The sequence below is a fragment of the Calothrix sp. NIES-2098 genome (assembly GCF_963875125.1).
Lineage (GTDB): Bacteria > Cyanobacteriota > Cyanobacteriia > Cyanobacteriales > Nostocaceae > Aulosira.
On record NZ_CAWNKJ010000001.1, the window covers coordinates 8,110,322 to 8,129,621 of the forward strand.

The window sequence follows — 19,300 nt, forward strand, 5'->3', positions numbered from 1 at the left end:
ACGAATTATGATGGCTTCTGATGCCGCACTTCCACTACTGTATGCACGTTACCACGGGGCGTAAAATCTGCTTTTACCGTTGCTTCTAAAGGATCGCAAGCAGCGACAAAATCATCGAGAATTTGATTGGCAGACTCCTCGTGGGAAATATAGCGATCGCGGTAACTGTTAATGTATAGCTTGAGTGCCTTTAATTCCACTACACGCTCATCAGGAACGTAGCTAATATAAATTGTCGCAAAATCAGGATAGCCGGAAAACGGACATTTGCAGGTAAACTCCGGCAAAGTAATGCTAATGTCATATCGCCTACCTACACGCGGATTTGGAAAGGTAATTAGTTGTCCTTCCGCAATCTCGCGTTCGCCATATTTCATTTCTGTGGTGTCAGTTGTCATTAGTCATTTATCAGTAGTCATTTATTATTTGTGAAGAGTCAAAAGGCAATAATAGTTATTTCCACCTTGTCTCCCTTGTCCCCCTGCACCCTGTGCCCCTCTGCCTCTTCACTCCTGTTCCCAGTCAGGACAATTACTATCATCCCAGCCGTGGGGATGCATGGCACAAACTAACAAATTACCACCATACACTTGACCGTGGTAGTGAGCGCAACCAACACAGGCGGAGTTTTTTTCTGGCGTAGCTTCTACTGGATAAGGAAAACCCGGATCTACATCTGCTACTACATCTTCTAGTTCCCAGTAAACCTCCATCATTGGTTCGGCTAGGTCGTGTAAATACTGGTCAACTTCAGTGGCAATTGTAGTTTGTACTTGTTCGGTAATTTCTTCGGTTAGTTCCAAAAAAGCTTCTACCATGTCACTCATTCCGAGGAAAAAGTGTTCGACTTCAACAGCCACGGTCTCAATGATGTCAATCAAATCTTTCTGCCACTTGTCCATAAAGTTGACGCCTTTACTGGCTATAAATAGAGCGCTCAGTGTGACCTGGCTGGAAGTACCTTTGCGCGGAAGTCAAAATAAAAGTCAAAAGAATTATATTCTGGGCTTTTAGGCTGTTTTAATAGTAATTTGATTTCAACGCCCGATATTCTAGGTAGATCCTAGATAAAGTATATTCAATATTTAATGTATTTTCTGCTATTACTCAATTGCTGCTAGTGGCTACTCATCGCGTTGCAGCCTTTTTAACTCTTCTTGCAGTTCTAATACTTGGGCACGCAACCCATCTACATCATCGGTTGCTGTGGGAGAATCTTTAACCGTTGGCTCTTCATCGTCCTCTAAAATTTCGATGCGGCGCGGTTCAGCAGGCGGAGTTTTTTCTGTAGCTGCATCAGATGATGGAGGCTGTTGAGCTTGCTTCATCATATCTTCGACAAAGCGACGGGCTTCATCTGTGGTCATTTCGCCTTTTGCCACCATTTCATCTGCCAGTTTTTGGACTTGCGATCGCAGTTCCGCTAATTTTCCCCCTGCTTTCTCACCCGCGTAAGAAGCTAACCCAACACCGAGGTAAAAAGCTTTTTGAACAATATCTCCAAAACCAGGCATTGCTGCTGAACGCTCCTACAAATAGGGCGACCCGGATTCTACGCCTACCACAAGCATCCCGTATTGCTGCTACCTTCCGGTCCTGACAAGATTTGGGCGTTGAAGTCGCATAGGTCCAGGTCTATTAATAGAATAACACTAAAATTCAGTAATTGGTGTTATTCCACTACAATTCGCCATTCGTGCAGTTGGTAATTCACACAGCCATTTTGTACCAATGGGTCAAGGGCTACAATTGCTTGGGCTTCGTCCATCGATTCTGCCTCAAACAGCATCATCCCGCCTCCGAATTCTGCCCAATATCCCGTTTTCGCTTTGTGTCCTTTGGCAATTAAGTCGTGAACGTAAGCTTTATGGGCAGGTACGTATTGGTCAAAGGTCGGTTTATCGACTTTGCCTGCTTCAATCTTCACAAACCAAGGCATTTACTTGTAACCTCTTGAATTTTGTATCGTCATCTAGTTGTAATATCTTCCAATAAGTCTTCGCTGCTCAATAGTTAAGGTGTTACGCATTTAGAGTTGTATATTTACTCGTGAGGGTTGTCATTGGTCATTTGTCTCATTTCCCCCCACACTCCCTTGTCTCTCCTGCTTTTCTTCTGCCTTCTGCCCTCTGCCGTCTGCCTTCTATTTAAAATTAAATGAGTCGCTTTTTTATCGCCCTACTACCACCGCAAGACATTCAAGATTACGCTAATGAAATCAAGCAGTACTTCGCGGATAACTACACCAGTAATCACGCGCAAAAGTCACCGCCTCACATTACGCTACAACCGCCCTTTGAATGGGTAGATAGCGATGTGTCGCGCCTAGAAGCATCACTTAGAGAGTTTGCGACTGGACAACAGCCACTACCCATTACACTCAGTGGGTTTGCTGCATTTGCACCCCGCGTCATATATATAGATGTGGTGAGAAGCCAAGAACTGTTGACTCTGCAAGCCGAGTTAATGGGGTATGTAGAAGCAAATTTAGGCATTGTAGATAAAGTTGGTAAAACTCGCCCCTTTGCACCCCACATGACGGTAGCATTTCGGGACTTAACGCGGCAGAACTTTAAAGCAGCTTGGCCAGAGTTTGAACATCGACAATTACATTTTGAGTTTATTGCCGACAAGTTGACGTTATTAATTCACGACGGTAGGCGCTGGAATATCAAATCAGAGTTCGGTTTGTTAGCTAGTGAGTAAGAGGTAGAGATAAGGCGATCGCATTTACTGTGACGTGACATAGATAGCGATCGCAAGGAGCGATACCAATTGCATCTCGATACAAGTATTTTCCCTGAGTTTGACCCCTGATTCTTAAAATGTTAATACAGAGTCATTTGTGGTAATTGACTAGTATTCTACATCTTGACAATCGGAGCGAACAAATGGATATAGTAACTTTAACTACTTTCTTAACCCCATTTTTACCCTACTTGCTCAAAGTAGGGCAGACAGCAGCCGAAGAAGCTGGTAAGAAACTGGGTGAAAGTTTGGGCGCTAATGGCTGGGACAAGGCTAAATCTTTGTGGAGTAAGCTGCAACCAAAGGTAGAAGCCAAACCAATGGCGAAAGGTGCAGCCGAAGAGTTGGCAAGTTCTCCTGATGATGCAGATGCCAAAGAAACACTCCAGAAGCAACTCAAGAAATTACTCGATGAAGATCAAAATTTAGCGACGGAAATTGCTCGTTTAATGCAGGAAGATGCAGACACAATTTCTAAAGTTGTGAATAGCTTTAATCAAACAATATCCGGCAATAACAACCTAGTTCAGAATATGGCAGGCAATGGTAACAAGGCGATCGGCACAGTGGGAGGTAATGCAACTATCAATTAGTCACAAAGCCAGAGTATAGGGAGCTAAAACAGTGGGGAGAAGCAGCCTGAGAAGGTTATGGAAGCGGATAATACTTTTTTTATCTAAGTTAGCTGGCTTTTTGAAAGGGAAGCGTCGCAGATTAAAACGTAGGCGAGATTTACTCAGATTAAATACGCAGATTCCATCTCAGGTTGAACCACCAATTTCCAGCAAAGCAGAAAAAGATAAAGCTTCTGTCACTAGTTTAGATCCCCATATTCCGGTTCAGGTTGCACATACAGAACAAACAATTTCCGGTAACGACAATGTTGTGCAAAATATCAAGGGTGACAACAACATTATTGTCGGTCGGGTAGAAGGCAGTCTGACTATTAATTATCGTCGCCCAATCGACAGACCTTTTCAAGCACCGAGTTTACCTGCTAATTTTGTCGATCGCCCCCAAGTTACTCTAGAAATTAAAGCTCGTCTATTGGCAAATACATCTGCTGCTGGTGCGTTGCTCATCAGTGCAATTCACGGTTTAGGTGGTATAGGTAAGACAACTTTAATTACAGCCCTTGCCCATGATGAAGATATCCAAAAGCGTTTCTCTGGTGGCGTGCTTTGGGCAACTTTAGGGCAAGAACCAGATATTCTCACCCTGTTAAGTAGTTGGGTGCAAGCTTTGGGAGACTACGAATTTCGGGCGGTGAATGTAGAAGGAACTTCAGCCCATTTACGCAGTTTACTCCACGATCGCGCTGTTTTATTAGTAGTTGATGATGCTTGGGAACCAGATAAAGTTAAACCCTTTATGGTAGCCAGTTCCCAATCCCAACTATTAATTACTTCGCGGCGGGCTGATGTGGCTGATGCTGTGGGTGCTTATTTGCAAAAATTGAATTTGATGACACCAGCAGAATCGCTGGAATTACTTTCTAAGTCTTTAGAACGAGAAATCACAGAAATAGAAAAACCAGAGGCTTTGCGAGTAGCCGAGACTGTGGGATACTTACCCATTGCTCTGAATTTGGTAGCAGCCAGAGTTAAATGGGGAATCGCATGGGAGAAGTTGGAAGCAGCTTTGAAGCAAGAGGTGGCAAATTTAAAAGTCTTATACGGGCCGCGTCAAGAAAACTCTTTAGAAGCAACTTTCAATTTAAGCCTGAAAGCTTTACAAGACTACGACCAACAAGCCTGGGAAAATTTTATTTGGTTGGGAGTGTTACCAGAGGATGTCACAATAGCCGCACCAATGGCCGCGACATTATGGGAGATGGAATCCCAAGATGCAGCTAATGAGTGTTTAGAGCTACTGTGGAATGATGCCTTACTTCAGTCTGATGCACCTGTATTTGTCGGTGGTGTGGAGTGGAAAGGCTACAGGTTGCATGACTTATTACATGATGTTGCTCGTAGTCGCTTAACTAAATCTCCGCCTACAGGGATGGGTTTGGATTTACACGCTGCGCACAGCCAACTGCTAGAACGCTATCAACAAAAGACGCAAAACAATCTCTGGCATACCTTAGCTAATGATGGTTACATTCATCAAAATTTAGTTTGGCATTTAGAAAAGGCTCAACGAGTAGAAGAAATTCACTCCTTATTGCGGGAGGAGTCGGTAACGGGAAACAATGGTTGGCATGAAGCGCGAGAGAAAGTAGGACAAACTGGGGGTTACATCACAGATATTTCTCGTGCTTGGCAATTAGCCGAAGCAAATTGGGATGAATCCACCTTACCCCAAGTGGTAGGTTTGCAATGTCGCTATGCTTTAATTACAGCTTCCCTAAATAGTTTGGCAGCTAATTTACCAGCAAAACTGCTGGTGGCATTAGTGAAAAATAAAGTCTGGACTCCCGAACAAGGACTAGCTTACGCGCTGCAAAAACCAGAACCAAAGCAGAAAGTCGAAGCTGTTGTTGAGTTAATTAACTATTTACCAGCAAATTTAGAGAAAATCGCTGAGAAAGAAGCACTCACCATTGCTAGGGCGATTCAGGATGAGAGGTATTGCGCCGATTTCCTTATAGCATTAGCCGGGAAACGACAAGAGATATCGCCAGAAGTACTCTCGGCTGCTAGGGCGATTGAGTATGAGTTATATCGTGCCGAAGTTCTGAGTGCATTAGCCGAGAAATTACCAGAGTTGTTACCAGAAGCACTCTCCACCGCTAGGGCAATTGAGGATGAGAGATATCGCACCCAAGCCCTGATAGCATTAGCCGAGAAACTACCAGAGTTGTTACCAGAAGTACTCTCTGCTGTGAGGGCGATTGAGTATGAGAGCGATCGCGCCTCTATCTTGATAACATTAGTCGAGAATCTACCGCCACAGTTGTTGCCTGAAGCACTCTCCATTGCTATGGCAATTCAGGATGAACGGTGTCGCGCTCCAGCTCTAATCACATTAGCTGAGAAACTACCACCAGAGTTGTTAGCAAAAGCAGTCTCCGCCGCTAAGGCGATTGAGGATGAGCAGTATCGTGCCTGTACTCTGATAGCATTAGCTGAGAAATTATCAGAGTTGTTGCCTGAAGCGATCGCTATCTTCAGGGCGATTGAGGAGAACATATACTACACCTCCCTTCCCCTATATGCAAGACCCCACTCCCGACTACCATCATCTTGGCCTCCAAAAGCGATCGCTATCTGGACGGCGATTGAGGAGGAGAGGTATCGTGTCTCTAGCGCGATCGCCTTAGTCGAGAAACTACCAGCAGATTTGTTAATCAAAGCACTCACCTCTGCTAAAGCAATTAAGGATAAGCAATATCGCGTTGAAACCCTGAGTGCATTAGCCGAGAAATTTCCCTTAGAGTTGTTGCCTGAAGCACTCTCCGCCGTAAACTCGATGGAATTGGAGTGGTATTGTGCCGAAGCCCTGAGTGCATTAGCTTACAAACTACCACCAGAGTTATTAAAAGAAACTCTTACTACGGCTCTGGCAATTCAGGATGAGTATTCTCGTGCCTCACTTCTGAGAGTATTAGCTGAGAATCTACCACCTGAGTTGTTACCAGAAGCACTATCTGCCGCTAGGGCAATTGAAAATAAGAGCTATCTTGCCCCTGTCCTGAGTGCATTAGCCCAGCATCTCCCAGAATTGTTGACTGAAGCACTGTCTGCTGTTAAAGCAATTGAAAATAAAAACTATCGCATTGATGTCCTAAGTAAATTAGCTCAAAAACGACCAGAGTTTTTGTTAGAAGCTCTGACTGTCGCTAGGACGATTGAGTATGATAGCGATCGCACTCCAGTCCTCAGGGCATTAGCTGAGAAACTGCCACCTGAGTTGTTGCCGGAAGCACTCTCTGACTTGAAAGCAATTCAGGATGAGGAGTATCGTGCCAAAATCTTGAGTGCATTAGCCCAGAAACTGCCACCTGATTTGTTACTAGAAGCTCTCACTCTCACTAGGGCGATTGAATATAAAAGCGATCGCGCTCCAGTCTTCAGAGCATTAGCCGAGAAACTACCACCAGAGTTGTTACAAGTAGCACTCACTGCTGCTAGAGCCATTCAGAATGAAGAGTATCGCGCCGAAGCTTTGAGTGCATTAGCTGAAAAACTACCAGAGTTGTTACCAGAAGCACTATCTGCCACTAGGGCAATTGAGAATGAGTACGATCGCGCCAAAACCCTAAGTGCATTAGTCCAAAAACTACCACCAGAGTTGTTACCTGAAGCACTGAGCGCTGCTAGAGCCATTCAGCATCAGGAGTACCGCACCGAAGCCCTGAGGGCATTAGCTGAAAAACTACCAGAGTTATTACCAGAAGCACTCACTACCGCTGTGGCGATTGAGAATGAGCATTATCGCGCCGAAACCCTGAGTGCATTAGTCCACAGTCTACCACCCGAATTACTGCCAGAAGCTCTCACCGTTGCTAGAGAAATGGAAGTAAATTATTATCGTGCCAAAGTCCTGAGTGCATTAGCTGAAAAACTACCAGAGTTATTAAAAGAAGCACTCACCATCGCTATGACGATTGATGATGAGTGGCTGCGCGCCGAAGTCCTAAGTGCATTAGCCCCGAATCTACCACTAGAGTTGTTAACACAAGCACTCACCGCTGCTACAGCGATTGAGTCTGAGGAGTATCGCGCCCAAGTCCTGATTGCATTAGCCCAGAATTTACCACCAGAGTTGGTGACAGAAGCACTCACAGCCGCTAGGATGCTAGAGTCTGAACAGTATCGTGCCCAAGTCCTGATTGCATTAGCCCAGAATTTAGCACCAGAATTATTAAAAGAATTACTCACCGTCGCTAGAGGAATTCAGAATCAGGAGTATAGTGCCCAAGTTTTGATAGCATTAGCCCAGAATCTGCCAGAGTTATTACAAGAAGCACTCACTGCTGCTAGAAAGATTGACTATGAGGAGTATCGCGCTCAAGCCTTGAGTGCATTAGCCGAGCAACTACCAGAACTGTTGCCAGAAGCACTCTCTACTGTCAGGGAGATTCAGTATGAGCAGTATCGCGCCCAAACCCTGAGTGCATTGGCCAAGAAATTACCACCAGAGTTGTTAGCAGAAGCACTCACAGCCGCTGAGGCAATTGAAGATGAGCAGTATCGCGCCCCTGTTCTGAGTGCATTAGCTTCCGGTTTATCACCAATACCATCTGCGCAGCTTTTCTCTGTTTGGGGGGATACTCTTTACAAGCTATCGCTTCGTACTCGCCCTATCTTGTTGCACAGTATCAAGGCATTATTTCCCGTTATCTTTGCATTGGGTGGTGACGCCGCAACAGTAGAAGTGGCTCGTGGGATTGTAGATGTGGGGCGATGGTGGCGATAACAGGACGTAGGGAGTGTGGGGAGTGTGGGGAGTGTGGGAAGTGTGAGGAGTGTGGGGAGTGTGGGGAGAAATAGGACAAGCTGCTTTGCGTCTACGAACTTCTAAAGAAGCTGACGTTACTTCCGCAACCTCTGACGTTACTTCCGCGACCTCTGACGTTACTTCCATAACTTCTGACGTTACTTCCATAACCTCTGACGTTACTTCCATAACCTCTGACGTTACTTCCGCAACCTCTGACGTTACTTCCGCGACCTCTGACGTTAGGACAACAAGTTTTATTGTTACCTCACGCCCTTAAGTTCCATAGACAGCCGTAAAATAACTTAAATCAAATGTTATAAAAATTGCAATTATTTGTGTATATTGCTGAACCAAAATGTAGCTTTATTAAGGCAAGCTAGCTCTAGAATATTAGGCAAGGTAAACATCTATGACCCGCCAAAAACGTACATCCCGCGTTTTAGAAAAAGCTGAACTCAGAACCTCTGGACTTAAAGCCGTCGATCCGAATATGGATTACGGGGGAGAGCGCAGTTTAGTAAATATGATACAAATTATGGATAAGTTACGCAGTAAAATTGATGCTTATAACACTGCTCTATTCAACATCGACTCTTATAAAAGCGAGATTGAAGAATTAGAAAAAATCTTAGCCGACCTCTCCGATAAAATGCTATTGGGAGTTGCCCATACATACGGCAAAGATAGTCACGAATATGAAAAAGCGGGTGGCGTGCGAAAAAGCGAACGCGTCCGCAAAAGCACTGTTAGCCGCTTAAAAGCTGGTACAGAAGAATCAAAAAATACTTAAGGTATGGGGCATTGGGCATTTATCAATAGAGAATAGTCCAAAGTCAAAGGTCAAAAGCCAATAGGCAAGAGTCATTTCTCCTCACACTCCCCACACTTCCTCATCCTTCTGCCTTAACCTTTAAGACAACGAATATCCTGTTGCTTTCTGAACATATTGCAGAACTTTTTGATAAGACTCTGGATTACTCACGGGATTGATCACGATGGGAATAGTACCATCAGGCAGCCAGAAAGTTATCCTGCCGTTGGATTCTTGGCAAAAGGAACTAATGCAGTTGAGGTTAATTACGTATTCGCTGTTGTCATAAATAATTTTCACCCAATAAGCATCTTCTAGTTCCAAACCTGTCACGCGTTCTATGTATTTCAAAATCTTTTGATAATCTTGTGGGTTGCTTTGTGGGTTAATCACAATCGGAATAGCAGAATCCGGTAGCCAAAAGGTAACTCTGCCGTTTTGTTCATAACAAAAGGCATTAATACGGTCAAAATTGACTACGTATTTTTTCCTCTCGTAAAGGATTGTCACCCAGTACGCCACAAAATCTCCTCAAGTCCCCGTGATGTCGCTGTTCCTTTATAAAAATTCACAATTCAAATCGCAAAAAAGCTCCTGTTAATTGTGAATTTTAAATTACTGTTGTCAGCTTACACTAGTACAGCACGGTGGGAATAAAGATGCCATACCTTAGGAGTTCAGTGTCAGCCATTTTCTCAAGTTACTGCCACCGTCATCGGTATTTTAGATCGACAAGAATCCCCAACGATCGGCTTTGGCAATTTTCAATGCAACACAGCGATGTTAGTAAAGCACGGCGTCAAGAAACCATCCATTCTAAATTAAACGAAACGCTTACGCTTTATTCATTTTGAATTCACTATGGTACTAGTGCTGTTGTACCAGAGGGGGAAGTGAATGAGCGATCGCAGCTTGGATAAATCCTTGGAATAATGGATGAGGATTGCTAGGACGCGATTGAAACTCTGGATGGAATTGGCAAGCCAAAAAGAATGGATGTTTTGGTAATTCGACAATTTCCACTAAGCGACCATCAGGAGAAGTACCGCTAATCACATAGCCTGACTCTAATAACAGGCTGCGGTAATTATTATTAAACTCGTAGCGATGGCGATGCCGTTCGTAAATCACATCTTCTTGATAGAGTTTGAACGCCAAAGTATTGGGGAGAACGTGACAAGGGTAAACTCCTAAGCGCATCGTCCCGCCTAAATCGACGACATCGTGCTGATCTGGCAATAGGTTAATGACTGGGGCACTAGTATAAGGATTAAACTCAGCACTGTTGGCATCTTTTAAGCCTTCAACATTCCTCGCCCACTCAATGACAGCACATTGCATTCCCAAGCATAAACCTAAGAAGGGAATTTGGCGATCGCGGGCATATTTAATTGCGGCAATCTTACCATCCACACCCCGAACGCCGAAACCTCCGGGTACAAGAACGCCATCGACGCCTTCTAGCTGATTTTCGACTGGTTCATTTTCTAAATCTTCTGAGTTGACCCAACGCAGGCGCAGCCGCCCATAGGTAGAGATAGCAGCGTGTTGCAAGGCTTCAACTACTGATATGTAAGCATCGCCTAAGCGCACATACTTACCAACAATCGCAATTTCGATCTCGTGTTTAGGACTGTGCAAATGTTGCACCAAGTTTTGCCACTGTACGAGATCTGGTTTGCGTTGTTCCATTTGCAGCAAATCTAAAACTTGCTCTGCCATGCCTTCGCGTTCTAGCATCAACGGTACTTCGTAGATACTTTTCGCATCTTGGGAAGTAATGACGCATTCTTCGGCAACATCGCAAAATTCGGATAATTTGCGTTTTAATCCTACAGGTAGAGGGCGATCGCAACGGCAAACTAAAATATCTGGTTGAATGCCAATCGATCTCAGTTCCTTCACAGAATGCTGTGTTGGCTTGGTTTTCATTTCCCCAGCTGAGGCAATCCAAGGTAATAGAGTAACGTGCATATACAGCACATTCTGTCTGCCTACTTCCTTGCGAAACTGGCGAATTGCTTCTAAAAACGGCAGGGATTCAATATCGCCTACCGTACCGCCTATCTCTGTAATCACCACATCGGGATTTGTATTTTGGGCGACTTTTAGAATGCGGTCTTTAATTTCATTAGTGATGTGGGGTATTACCTGCACAGTACCGCCATTGTAATCACCGCGACGTTCTCTGTTGATTACTGCTTGGTAAATTGAGCCAGTCGTCACACTGTTAAGGCGTGACATTGAGGTATCGGTGAAGCGTTCGTAGTGACCCAAATCCAAATCGGTTTCTGCACCATCTTGGGTAACAAAAACTTCCCCATGTTGAAAGGGACTCATCGTACCTGGATCGACATTGAGGTAAGGGTCAAGTTTCAGAATCGACACAGAATAGTTGCGCGACTTGAGCAATCGCCCTAAACTTGCTGCTACAATGCCTTTGCCGATACTGGAAACAACGCCCCCAGTTACAAAAATAAACTTAGTCATACTAATTTGAATTTCCGGCCACTCTAAAAATACATCCCGTCATCTGAAATATGAAGTATGAAGTCTCAAATGTATGAAATTTAAGCCTACCCTGTGGGAATATCAAGGGCAAATATTCCTTAACCTTCATTCTTTAGCCTTTAGCCTTCATACTTTCTTGGTCATTGTGCCACAGTAACAATTGTGAAATCTTCTGTGATCTTGCTGTGAAAAAACTTGTAGGACTAGTAATATTAAGCCTTGTTGTCACCTCCTCAGTAGCATTGGCTGATTCATCTGTTGTAGTTGTTTTTCCCAAGACAAACTACCAAACAAGTGCAGAAAAAATCTTTTTTCTTGGTACTGCACCATCCGGCGGTCAGGTGCTGATTAATGGTAAGCCAGTTACCCGCAGCAAGGCTGGTCATTTTGCACCAAGTTTCCCCTTGCAATTGGGAGATAATTTGTTTACTGTGCGTCACCAAAATCAAGAGCTTCAGATTAAGGTGACAAGACTTACAACTCAGCCTCAGCTACCACAAGGTTTAGCCTTTGCCAAAGATTCTCTAACACCAGCAGCCGACATTGCCAGACTACCGGGGGAACTGATTTGTTTTAGCGCTATAGCACCCTCTAACGCCAGTGTTGCTGTTAACCTGGCTAATCAAACTATTGCCCTTGCACCCCAACCCATCAAGGCACAACTACCAAGTAATTTGGCGGCCTTAACGGGGAAAAATCAACCTGCTAACCAGTCTATCGCAGGAAGGTATGAGGGTTGCACCATAGCTCAACAGCTTGATTCCCAAACTAACAGTACTAATATAAATTCCGGTGGTACTATTCCCGATTCCGGCAAAAATATCGATTTGGGTACACCAGAATTTAGACTGACACTTAACGGTCAGACTGTAACTCAGTCTGGTACTGGCAAAATCCAAATTCTCACAAGAGCAAATTTGCCAGTTGTAGAAGTCACAGCCGACTCAGGCGTTGCGCGCACTGGCCCGAGTACTGACCATTCAAGACTCACACCACTACCCAAAGGAACGCGCGCTACAGTCACAGGGAAAGAAGGTGAATGGTTGCGACTAGATTATGGTGCTTGGATTAATAGTAAAGAAACCCAAGTTTTAGCAGGTGCTATCTCACCACGCACAATCATTCGCAGTGTCGGTTATCGAAAACTTCCTAGCGCCACAGAGATTGTGTTTCCGCTAGAAGCTCCCGTTCCTGTAAGCGTACAACAAAGCGATCGCGCTTTCAGCCTCACACTTTACAACACCACCGCCCAAACAGATATTGTTCGCACGGATGATAGTCCCCTAATTTCTCGCCTAGACTGGCAACAAGTAGCTCCCGGACAGGTACAATACACCTTTAATCTCAAAAAATCTCAACAGTGGGGATATAAGTTGAGATACGAAGGTACAAGCCTTGTTTTAACTTTGCGTCATCCGCCTACAATCAAAGACAAAACACGCAAACCTCTATCCGGTATCAGGATTTTACTAGATCCCGGACATGGGGGTAAAGAATCGGGTGCCAGTGGCCCAACTGGCTATTTAGAAAAAGATGTCAACTTGGTTGTATCTAAGTTGCTGCGCGATGAGTTGGTGAAGCGTGGTGCAACGGTGGTACTAACGCGAGAAGACGATCGAGATGTATCTTTAGTAGAAAGGCAGGCAATTATTAATAAAGAAGAACCCGCGATCGCTCTTTCTATTCATCACAACTCGCTACCCGATGATGGTGATGCAGAGAAAATCAAGGGGTTTGCAGCTTTTTGGTATAACACCCAAGCCCACAGTTTAGCATTATTTTTGCATAACTATGTCGTCAAAAACCTAGGGCAACCTTCCTATGGCGTTTTTTGGGATAATCTGGCGCTGACACGTCCCGCTGCTGCACCATCAGTGTTGCTGGAATTGGGTTTTATGAGTAATCCCAATGAATTTGAGCAGGTGGTGAACCCAGAACACCAGAAGAAAATGGCAAAAGTACTAGCTGATGGAATTAGCGAATGGTTTAAGAAAGCGCAGTAGGATTTGGCAAGAAGGGGAAGATGCGATGGCTACGACGGGCTACGCCTACGCATCCTCAACGCAAGACTTAAAATATTTAATGTACAAATGGAGCTAAGCGGATTCGAACCGCTGACCCCTTCAATGCCATTGAAGTGCTCTACCAACTGAGCTATAACCCCTTAAGATGCGTTATCTATTATGCCTAACCGGATGATGTTTGTCAATTAGAAATATATGATTAACGTAAAGCATGACTGCTGTAGCTTAGAGCTAAACACTCAGCACTTTATTAAGATACTTGTAGCAAGTAGCTCATACAGTGCCCCATTAGGAAGTAAACTACTAACATAGCGGCAGCAGCGAGAGCTACTAAGGTGCCAGCTAACATTAAAGAGAATTCTTTACTCTCAAAAGCTCTTTCCATTAGGTGCAGCGACCAAGCCACTAGCGCCACATCAAATAACAAAATAGGAATCAACATATTTATTAATATTTATTCATACTAGTTAATTTATATTAACACTGTTTTTGGGCGGCGTCTCCGACCTAGGATAGATGTGCATATAAGGATAAATCATAATTTAGGTAAGCATTCTTACTGGGACAGAGCGATCGCGCAAATAATTTTTGATTTGTTCTACACTCAATTGCCCATAATGTAAAAGTGATGCGAGCAGTGCAGCTTCTGCTTTCCCCTCAGTTAGTGCCGCATGAATATGTTCGCAATTGCCAGCACCACCAGAAGCAATTACGGGAATCTGTACGGCATTAGCGATAGATTTTGTCAATTCCAGGTCGTAACCAGCTTGAGTACCATCAGCATCCATACTTGTCACTAGTAGTTCTCCAGCTCCGCGCTTTTCGACTTCTTGTGCCCAAAGTAAGGCATCTTTGCCTGTATTTTCTCTACCACCTCGCACATACACATCCCAACCTGGGTTTTTGGGGTCTAATCTACGTCTAGCATCAATAGCAACAACTATGCACTGATTACCAAAGCGATCGCTTGCCCGATTAATCAAGTCTGGGTCGCGTACTGCCGCAGAATTAATACTAACCTTGTCTGCTCCTGCACGTAACAAACCTTTAACATTTTCTAAGGTTTGAATCCCACCACCCACAGTTAACGGAATAAAGACCTGTTCGGCAGTCCGGTAAACTACATCAATAATCGTGTCGCGGTCTTCATGAGTCGCGGTAATATCCAGAAACACTAACTCATCTGCACCGGCATCATTGTAAACCTTTGCCAGTTCTACCGGATCGCCCGCATCTTGCAGGTTAACAAAGTTAACTCCTTTTACAACCCGTCCCGCCTTCACATCTAAGCACGGTAAGATTCTTTTAGATAACATAATATTTTTTCTACTCCTGGGTAATTGTCCGGAATTTAAATTTTAAATGGGCGTGCGTATTCTCAAGCGAAAATCTTTGTATGCCTTGTTTATGCCTAGTTTTGTAGCCCTTCGGGTGACGCTCCTGCGTCGCTACCCTACGGGTTCGCCAGTTCGACGGGACGGAAACCGACACCGCCGACTGGACTCACTCACCACAATGGCGTTCAAACAGTCCCCAAGTCAAAGTTGATAGCTGAATTATGGCGATTATCTCCTCGAAAAAACAGCCTCAAGACCCCAATGGACAACCAAAAAAGTCCCAGCAGGAGTCAGCGAAAGCTTCTTCTCCTCAAGAACTTTTGCAAGCCGAAGCTGCGATTGATGAACAAGGTAAGCAAGAAGAAAGCATCCGTCCACAGCGATTTGCCGATTACATTGGGCAGAAAGACTTAAAGGATGTGCTAGATATTGCCATCAAAGCTGCCAAGTCAAGAGGTGAAGTGCTGGATCATTTGCTACTATACGGGCCGCCGGGATTGGGTAAAACCACAATGGCAATGATTTTAGCATCGGAGATGGGGGTAAACTACAAAATTACTAGTGCGCCAGCACTAGAACGTCCACGGGATATTGTAGGGCTACTGGTGAACTTAAAACCAGGAGATATTCTATTTGTGGATGAAATTCATCGCCTATCGCGGATGACAGAAGAAATTCTCTATCCCGCAATGGAAGATTATCGCCTGGATATTACCATCGGTAAAGGTTCCAGCGCTCGCATTCGGAGTTTACCTCTGTCAAAATTTACGCTAGTGGGAGCCACAACTAGGGTAGGTGCTTTAACTTCACCATTACGCGATCGCTTTGGCTTAGTCCAAAAACTGCGATTTTACGAAGTCCCCGAACTTAGCCAGATTGTCCTGCGCACTGCTCAATTGCTGCAAACTCCAATTACAGAAGATGGTGCCACAGAAATTGCTCGGCGATCGCGGGGAACGCCACGGATAGCAAATAGGTTACTTAAGCGGGTACGTGATTATGCTGAAGTAAAAACATCGGGAGAGATAACTGAAAGTATTGCAGGCGAGGCATTGCAACTATTCCAAGTAGATCCCTGCGGTTTGGATTGGACAGACCGCAAGATGCTGAGTGTAATCATTGAACAATTTAATGGTGGGCCAGTGGGATTAGAAACAATTGCCGCCGCCACAGGTGAAGATACCCAAACCATTGAAGAAGTATACGAACCTTATTTGATGCAAATTGGCTATCTTAGCCGGACTCCCCGTGGGAGAATAGCGACAACCGCAGCATATAAGCATTTAGGCTTCAAGCCACCTAACGAACAGATGTCTTTGCTGTAATGATTTTAGATAAGAGTTAAGGGTATGGGGCATGGGGCATTGGTGAAGAAGGCAATAGGCAATAGTCTAGAGTCATTAGTTATTTCGTTTCTGCTCCCTTGTCCCCCTTGCCCTATACCAAATCCCCATTACAAATAAAGCCAGATGATTCAGTTAATTAGTATTTTTCTCAGTCTGTTGCTTGTGTTTGGCTGGGGTACACCAGTCATGGCACTATCCCAACCTTCTAGTTTGACTCAAGAGCAGTTACAACAAGGAGATGAGTTGGCGAATAAAGCCTTTGCGGCTACTAATCAAGGTGATTTTGCCACGGCTGAAAGTTATTGGACACAGATAATTGAGCAATTTCCCACTAATGCAGGTGCATGGAGTAATCGCGGTAACTCAAGGGTAAGCCAGAATAAATTACAAGCAGCACTGACAGATTACAACAAAGCTATAGAACTTGCGCCAAACGTTACCGATCCTTATTTAAATCGGGGTGCAGCGTTAGAAGGTTTGGGCAAATGGGAAGAGGCGATCGCAGACTACAATCTTGTCCTAGAACTCGATCCCAAAGATGCGATGGCATATAACAATCGCGGCAATGCCAAAGCTGGTTTAGGAAAATGGGAAGATGCGATCGCAGACTATAAAAAATCAGTTGAAATAGCCCCTAATTTCGCCTTTGCTCGTGCTAACTATGCCCTAGCGCTTTATCAAACCGGACAAATCGAGCCAGCTATTCGCGAAATGCGAAATATTGTGCGTAAATATCCTAAATTTGCCGATATGCGTGCTGCACTCACAGCAGCTTATTGGGTGACAGGACAACAAGGTGAAGCCGAAAGTAATTGGGTAGCAGCCGTCGGACTGGATAGCCGCTACAAAGATATCAATTGGGTAACAAATACTCGTCGCTGGCCGCCTAGCATGGTGACAGCTTTGGATAAGTTCTTAAAACTTCAGTAGGGTATTGGCTATGACTCATTTTGGCATTCTCAGTCCTGGTGCAGCAACAGGCCCGCTAAACACGATGCTTCCATTGGGGCAAGAACTTCAACGGCGTGGTCATCGCGTCACTCTCTTCGGAAATCTTGACACTCAAGCCAAAGTATTAGCAGCGGGAATAGAATTCTCGCCAATTGGAGAACAAGATTTTCGAGTCGGCTCATCAGCAGAAGTTCTCGCCAAATTAGGGCAACTGCGGGGACTAGCTGCATTACAATATACTATTGAGTTGATTAAGCAAGTCTCGGCTGTAACGCTCCGAGATGCTCCACCAGCAATGAAAGCAGCAGGCTTAGAAGCATTACTAGTTAACCAAAGTTCAATAGAAGGTGGAACAATTGCTGATTTCCTTGGTATTCCTTTCGTCACTGTATGCAGTGCTGTAGTACTTAATCCAGAACCTACTATTCCTCCTTTTTGTACAACTTGGAAATATAGCCCAGCTTTGTGGGCACGTTTACGTAATCAAGCGGGTTACACATTACTTAATCGCATTGCCAAACCACTGAAAGAATTAATAGATGAGTATCGCCAAGAATGGAAATTGCCTTTGTACTTTCAAAATAATTATGGCTACTCTCAACTAGCTCAAATAAGTAATGCACCTGCTGAGTTTGAATATCCTAGGCAGGAATTGCCTCCTTGGTTCCATTTCACAGGAAGCTTCCATACTTCAGCCAATCGGGCACCTGTTCCTTTCCCCTATGAAAAATTGAACGGGAAACCCTTAATTTACGCTTCGATGGGAACATTGCAAAATCGTCTGACTTGGGTTTTTGAAACTATTGCTTCAGCCTGTGAGGGATTAGATGCTCAGTTAGTAATTTCTTTGGGAGGTTCTGCTAAACCAGAATCACTACCAAATTTGCCCGGAAATCCTTTGGTAGTTGAATACGCACCTCAATTGGAAGTCTTAGAAAAAGCAACCCTAATGATTACTCATGCGGGAATGAATACAACAATGGAATGTGTGAAAAAGGGAGTACCAATGGTAGCCATTCCTGTTGCTAATGACCAACCGGGAGTAGCAGCACGTATCGCTTGGACAGGGGCAGGTGAGTTTATTCCTCTCAATAAATTGAATGTTCCCAGGTTGCGAAATGCTGTTAAACAGGTATTGACACAGGAATCTTATAAACAGAATGCGCTCAGGTTACAAGAAGCTACTCACCGTGCAGGGGGAGTAAGTCGAGCCGCTGATATTATTGAGCAAGTTGTTGCTACAGGTAAGCCTGTTTTGGCTCAAATACAGCAATGAAGGCAAAGCTTATTATGAACTTTGGTTGCAGAGTTGGAATATTAACGGCTCAAGAAGAAATTGCAGCTAGTAACTAATAGCAATTACCAAGGATGTCTGAATAAAAAAGGTTTGAGCTTTTTCTTTTTTGACTATCGGCTCCAATTGCCCGAGCGAATTCTTTGGACATCCTTATAAAGGGCTGATTTAAATTCGTATCCAAGTAGCTGTTTTAGCTTAGGGCTGGCACGATCTATAACTTCTTGCTGCATATCATGTGATGGATCTTGGAGGGGACGCACAAACTTAGGAGCGTAGTTACCAAGAATGGATACTCTGGGCTGATCGGCAGAATTAACAGAGGTATCGTGCCAACAAAGGCCGTGTGAGATAATCACTGAGCCAGCTTTTCCAGTGACTTTCTCAGCAATTTGTGAAAAGTGTACTAAGTCAGGGGAGTTGCAAAGCTTCTGGCTACCAGGCGCAAAAACAGGAGCACCATTCTCCTGTGTAAAATCTTCAACCATCCAAATTACTTGGATTTCCAGCACAGGATAAGCTGGGAACGGTGGTTTCATTGTCCAATAGGGATAGTCAACATGTACCCCCATGTTTTTTGCACCAGGGTTAAGGATGTGAGCAGAGAAAGTGCCGAGAGTCATATCATGTCCCAAAATGTTTTCAATGACCTCAATAACCGTTGGGTGCTGCACCATTAACTCGAAAATTTCGCCTTTATAGACCAAGCCGTATATTCGCTCTCTTTGTTCGTCAAGCAAAACTTTTCCTAGCGGCTTTTCTTTCTCGCTAATTTCAAGAACAAGCGATCGCGCTTTTTCAGCCTGTGTTCGAGTTAATAATTCAGGAATAAGGACATAACCTTTTCCATCAATGATTTTTTCTACTACACTCACAACGTCGTTCATGGT

18 protein-coding genes, 1 tRNA gene and 1 other RNA gene are annotated in these 19,300 nt (G+C 44.3%); 8 read left to right on the forward strand and 12 right to left on the reverse strand.

Going from position 1 to position 19,300, the window contains the following annotated elements; translation table 11 throughout:
• Positions 1 to 5: 5 nt before the first annotated feature.
• The 5 genes from queF to AACU33_RS34135 form a co-directional block, all read right to left on the reverse strand.
• Positions 6 to 398, reverse strand: a complete 393-nt coding sequence (gene queF / locus AACU33_RS34115) for a preQ(1) synthase (protein WP_096594679.1) — start codon at positions 396 to 398, stop codon at positions 6 to 8.
• A 108-nt stretch (positions 399 to 506) separates the two neighbouring features.
• A complete protein-coding gene (locus AACU33_RS34120; protein ID WP_096594680.1) occupies positions 507 to 902 on the reverse strand; it encodes a hypothetical protein in 396 nt (131 codons plus the stop codon).
• Positions 903 to 1,124: 222 nt separating this feature from the next.
• Positions 1,125 to 1,514, reverse strand: a complete 390-nt coding sequence (locus AACU33_RS34125; protein ID WP_096594681.1) for a phasin family protein — start codon at positions 1,512 to 1,514, stop codon at positions 1,125 to 1,127.
• 25 nt (positions 1,515 to 1,539) lie between these two features.
• An RNA gene (ffs, locus tag AACU33_RS34130) (signal recognition particle sRNA small type) lies at positions 1,540 to 1,636 on the reverse strand.
• Between the two features lie 36 nt (positions 1,637 to 1,672).
• The gene (locus AACU33_RS34135) at positions 1,673 to 1,939 is read right to left on the reverse strand and encodes a YciI family protein (RefSeq protein ID WP_096594682.1); all 267 of its coding nucleotides are present in this window, start codon (positions 1,937 to 1,939) and stop codon (positions 1,673 to 1,675) included.
• Positions 1,940 to 2,157: 218 nt separating this feature from the next.
• Here AACU33_RS34135 and AACU33_RS34140 point away from each other — a divergent pair, with 218 nt between their 5' ends.
• From AACU33_RS34140 to AACU33_RS34150, 3 genes are all read left to right on the forward strand, one after another.
• Positions 2,158 to 2,706: a 2'-5' RNA ligase family protein gene (locus AACU33_RS34140; RefSeq protein WP_096594683.1), complete on the forward strand. Its 549-nt coding sequence runs from the start codon at positions 2,158 to 2,160 to the stop codon at positions 2,704 to 2,706.
• Between the two features lie 185 nt (positions 2,707 to 2,891).
• Positions 2,892 to 3,341: a hypothetical protein gene (locus AACU33_RS34145; protein WP_096594684.1), complete on the forward strand. Its 450-nt coding sequence runs from the start codon at positions 2,892 to 2,894 to the stop codon at positions 3,339 to 3,341.
• Positions 3,342 to 3,372: 31 nt separating this feature from the next.
• Entirely contained in the window at positions 3,373 to 8,112 is a 4,740-nt protein-coding gene (locus tag AACU33_RS34150; protein ID WP_339376442.1) for an NB-ARC domain-containing protein, read from the forward strand.
• Here the strand turns inward: AACU33_RS34150 and AACU33_RS34155 are convergent.
• Complete coding sequence (locus tag AACU33_RS34155; RefSeq protein WP_096594685.1) at positions 8,023 to 8,322, reverse strand: hypothetical protein; 300 nt, start codon at positions 8,320 to 8,322, stop codon at positions 8,023 to 8,025. The genes AACU33_RS34150 and AACU33_RS34155 overlap by 90 nt on opposite strands.
• Before the next feature lie 223 nt (positions 8,323 to 8,545).
• Here AACU33_RS34155 and AACU33_RS34160 point away from each other — a divergent pair, with 223 nt between their 5' ends.
• On the forward strand, positions 8,546 to 8,926 hold the full coding sequence (locus AACU33_RS34160; RefSeq protein WP_096594686.1) for a hypothetical protein: 381 nt from the start codon (positions 8,546 to 8,548) through the stop codon (positions 8,924 to 8,926).
• A gap of 120 nt (positions 8,927 to 9,046) precedes the next feature.
• On the opposite strand, the gene AACU33_RS34165 is transcribed toward AACU33_RS34160, so the two are convergent.
• A complete protein-coding gene (locus AACU33_RS34165; protein WP_096594687.1) occupies positions 9,047 to 9,469 on the reverse strand; it encodes a hypothetical protein in 423 nt (140 codons plus the stop codon).
• Between the two features lie 345 nt (positions 9,470 to 9,814).
• Positions 9,815 to 11,437, reverse strand: a complete 1,623-nt coding sequence (locus AACU33_RS34170; RefSeq protein WP_096594688.1) for a CTP synthase — start codon at positions 11,435 to 11,437, stop codon at positions 9,815 to 9,817.
• A gap of 206 nt (positions 11,438 to 11,643) precedes the next feature.
• Between AACU33_RS34170 and AACU33_RS34175 the strand changes: the two genes are divergently transcribed.
• Positions 11,644 to 13,461 (forward strand): N-acetylmuramoyl-L-alanine amidase, encoded by a 1,818-nt coding sequence (locus AACU33_RS34175; protein ID WP_096594689.1) that lies wholly within the window; start codon positions 11,644 to 11,646, stop codon positions 13,459 to 13,461.
• An 88-nt stretch (positions 13,462 to 13,549) separates the two neighbouring features.
• On the opposite strand, the gene AACU33_RS34180 is transcribed toward AACU33_RS34175, so the two are convergent.
• The 3 genes from AACU33_RS34180 to hisF all read right to left on the reverse strand — a co-directional run bounded on the left by AACU33_RS34180 (position 13,550) and on the right by hisF (position 14,798).
• A tRNA-Ala gene (locus AACU33_RS34180) sits at positions 13,550 to 13,622 on the reverse strand.
• Positions 13,623 to 13,732: 110 nt separating this feature from the next.
• Positions 13,733 to 13,924: a hypothetical protein gene (locus tag AACU33_RS34185; protein ID WP_096594690.1), complete on the reverse strand. Its 192-nt coding sequence runs from the start codon at positions 13,922 to 13,924 to the stop codon at positions 13,733 to 13,735.
• Positions 13,925 to 14,024: 100 nt separating this feature from the next.
• A complete protein-coding gene (gene hisF, locus AACU33_RS34190) occupies positions 14,025 to 14,798 on the reverse strand; it encodes an imidazole glycerol phosphate synthase subunit HisF (protein WP_096594691.1) in 774 nt (257 codons plus the stop codon).
• Positions 14,799 to 15,040: 242 nt separating this feature from the next.
• Here hisF and ruvB point away from each other — a divergent pair, with 242 nt between their 5' ends.
• From ruvB to AACU33_RS34205, 3 genes are all read left to right on the forward strand, one after another.
• Positions 15,041 to 16,144 carry a Holliday junction branch migration DNA helicase RuvB gene (gene ruvB, locus AACU33_RS34195; RefSeq protein WP_096594692.1) on the forward strand — a complete coding sequence of 368 codons (1,104 nt, stop codon included), beginning with the start codon at positions 15,041 to 15,043 and terminating at the stop codon, positions 16,142 to 16,144.
• Positions 16,145 to 16,288: 144 nt separating this feature from the next.
• The gene (locus tag AACU33_RS34200; protein WP_096594693.1) at positions 16,289 to 17,095 is read left to right on the forward strand and encodes a tetratricopeptide repeat protein; all 807 of its coding nucleotides are present in this window, start codon (positions 16,289 to 16,291) and stop codon (positions 17,093 to 17,095) included.
• 10 nt (positions 17,096 to 17,105) lie between these two features.
• Positions 17,106 to 18,392, forward strand: a complete 1,287-nt coding sequence (locus AACU33_RS34205; protein ID WP_096594694.1) for a glycosyltransferase — start codon at positions 17,106 to 17,108, stop codon at positions 18,390 to 18,392.
• Between the two features lie 131 nt (positions 18,393 to 18,523).
• Here AACU33_RS34205 and AACU33_RS34210 read toward each other — a convergent pair whose 3' ends face one another.
• Complete coding sequence (locus AACU33_RS34210) at positions 18,524 to 19,297, reverse strand: phytanoyl-CoA dioxygenase family protein (RefSeq protein ID WP_096594695.1); 774 nt, start codon at positions 19,295 to 19,297, stop codon at positions 18,524 to 18,526.
• Between the last annotated feature and the right edge of the window lie 3 nt (positions 19,298 to 19,300).

What these genes read in the sequence shown, in the direction of transcription:
- queF (WP_096594679.1), bottom strand. Translation starts at nt 398, where the DNA reads ATGACAACTGACACCACAGAAATGAAATATGGCGAACGCGAGATTGCG.
- AACU33_RS34120 (WP_096594680.1), bottom strand. Translation starts at nt 902, where the DNA reads ATGGACAAGTGGCAGAAAGATTTGATTGACATCATTGAGACCGTGGCT.
- AACU33_RS34125 (WP_096594681.1), bottom strand. Translation starts at nt 1,514, where the DNA reads ATGCCTGGTTTTGGAGATATTGTTCAAAAAGCTTTTTACCTCGGTGTT.
- AACU33_RS34135 (WP_096594682.1), bottom strand. Translation starts at nt 1,939, where the DNA reads ATGCCTTGGTTTGTGAAGATTGAAGCAGGCAAAGTCGATAAACCGACC.
- AACU33_RS34140 (WP_096594683.1), top strand. Translation starts at nt 2,158, where the DNA reads ATGAGTCGCTTTTTTATCGCCCTACTACCACCGCAAGACATTCAAGAT.
- AACU33_RS34145 (WP_096594684.1), top strand. Translation starts at nt 2,892, where the DNA reads ATGGATATAGTAACTTTAACTACTTTCTTAACCCCATTTTTACCCTAC.
- AACU33_RS34155 (WP_096594685.1), bottom strand. Translation starts at nt 8,322, where the DNA reads ATGGAAGTAACGTCAGAGGTTATGGAAGTAACGTCAGAAGTTATGGAA.
- AACU33_RS34160 (WP_096594686.1), top strand. Translation starts at nt 8,546, where the DNA reads ATGACCCGCCAAAAACGTACATCCCGCGTTTTAGAAAAAGCTGAACTC.
- AACU33_RS34170 (WP_096594688.1), bottom strand. Translation starts at nt 11,437, where the DNA reads ATGACTAAGTTTATTTTTGTAACTGGGGGCGTTGTTTCCAGTATCGGC.
- AACU33_RS34185 (WP_096594690.1), bottom strand. Translation starts at nt 13,924, where the DNA reads ATGTTGATTCCTATTTTGTTATTTGATGTGGCGCTAGTGGCTTGGTCG.
- hisF (WP_096594691.1), bottom strand. Translation starts at nt 14,798, where the DNA reads ATGTTATCTAAAAGAATCTTACCGTGCTTAGATGTGAAGGCGGGACGG.
- ruvB (WP_096594692.1), top strand. Translation starts at nt 15,041, where the DNA reads ATGGCGATTATCTCCTCGAAAAAACAGCCTCAAGACCCCAATGGACAA.
- AACU33_RS34200 (WP_096594693.1), top strand. Translation starts at nt 16,289, where the DNA reads ATGATTCAGTTAATTAGTATTTTTCTCAGTCTGTTGCTTGTGTTTGGC.
- AACU33_RS34205 (WP_096594694.1), top strand. Translation starts at nt 17,106, where the DNA reads ATGACTCATTTTGGCATTCTCAGTCCTGGTGCAGCAACAGGCCCGCTA.
- AACU33_RS34210 (WP_096594695.1), bottom strand. Translation starts at nt 19,297, where the DNA reads ATGAACGACGTTGTGAGTGTAGTAGAAAAAATCATTGATGGAAAAGGT.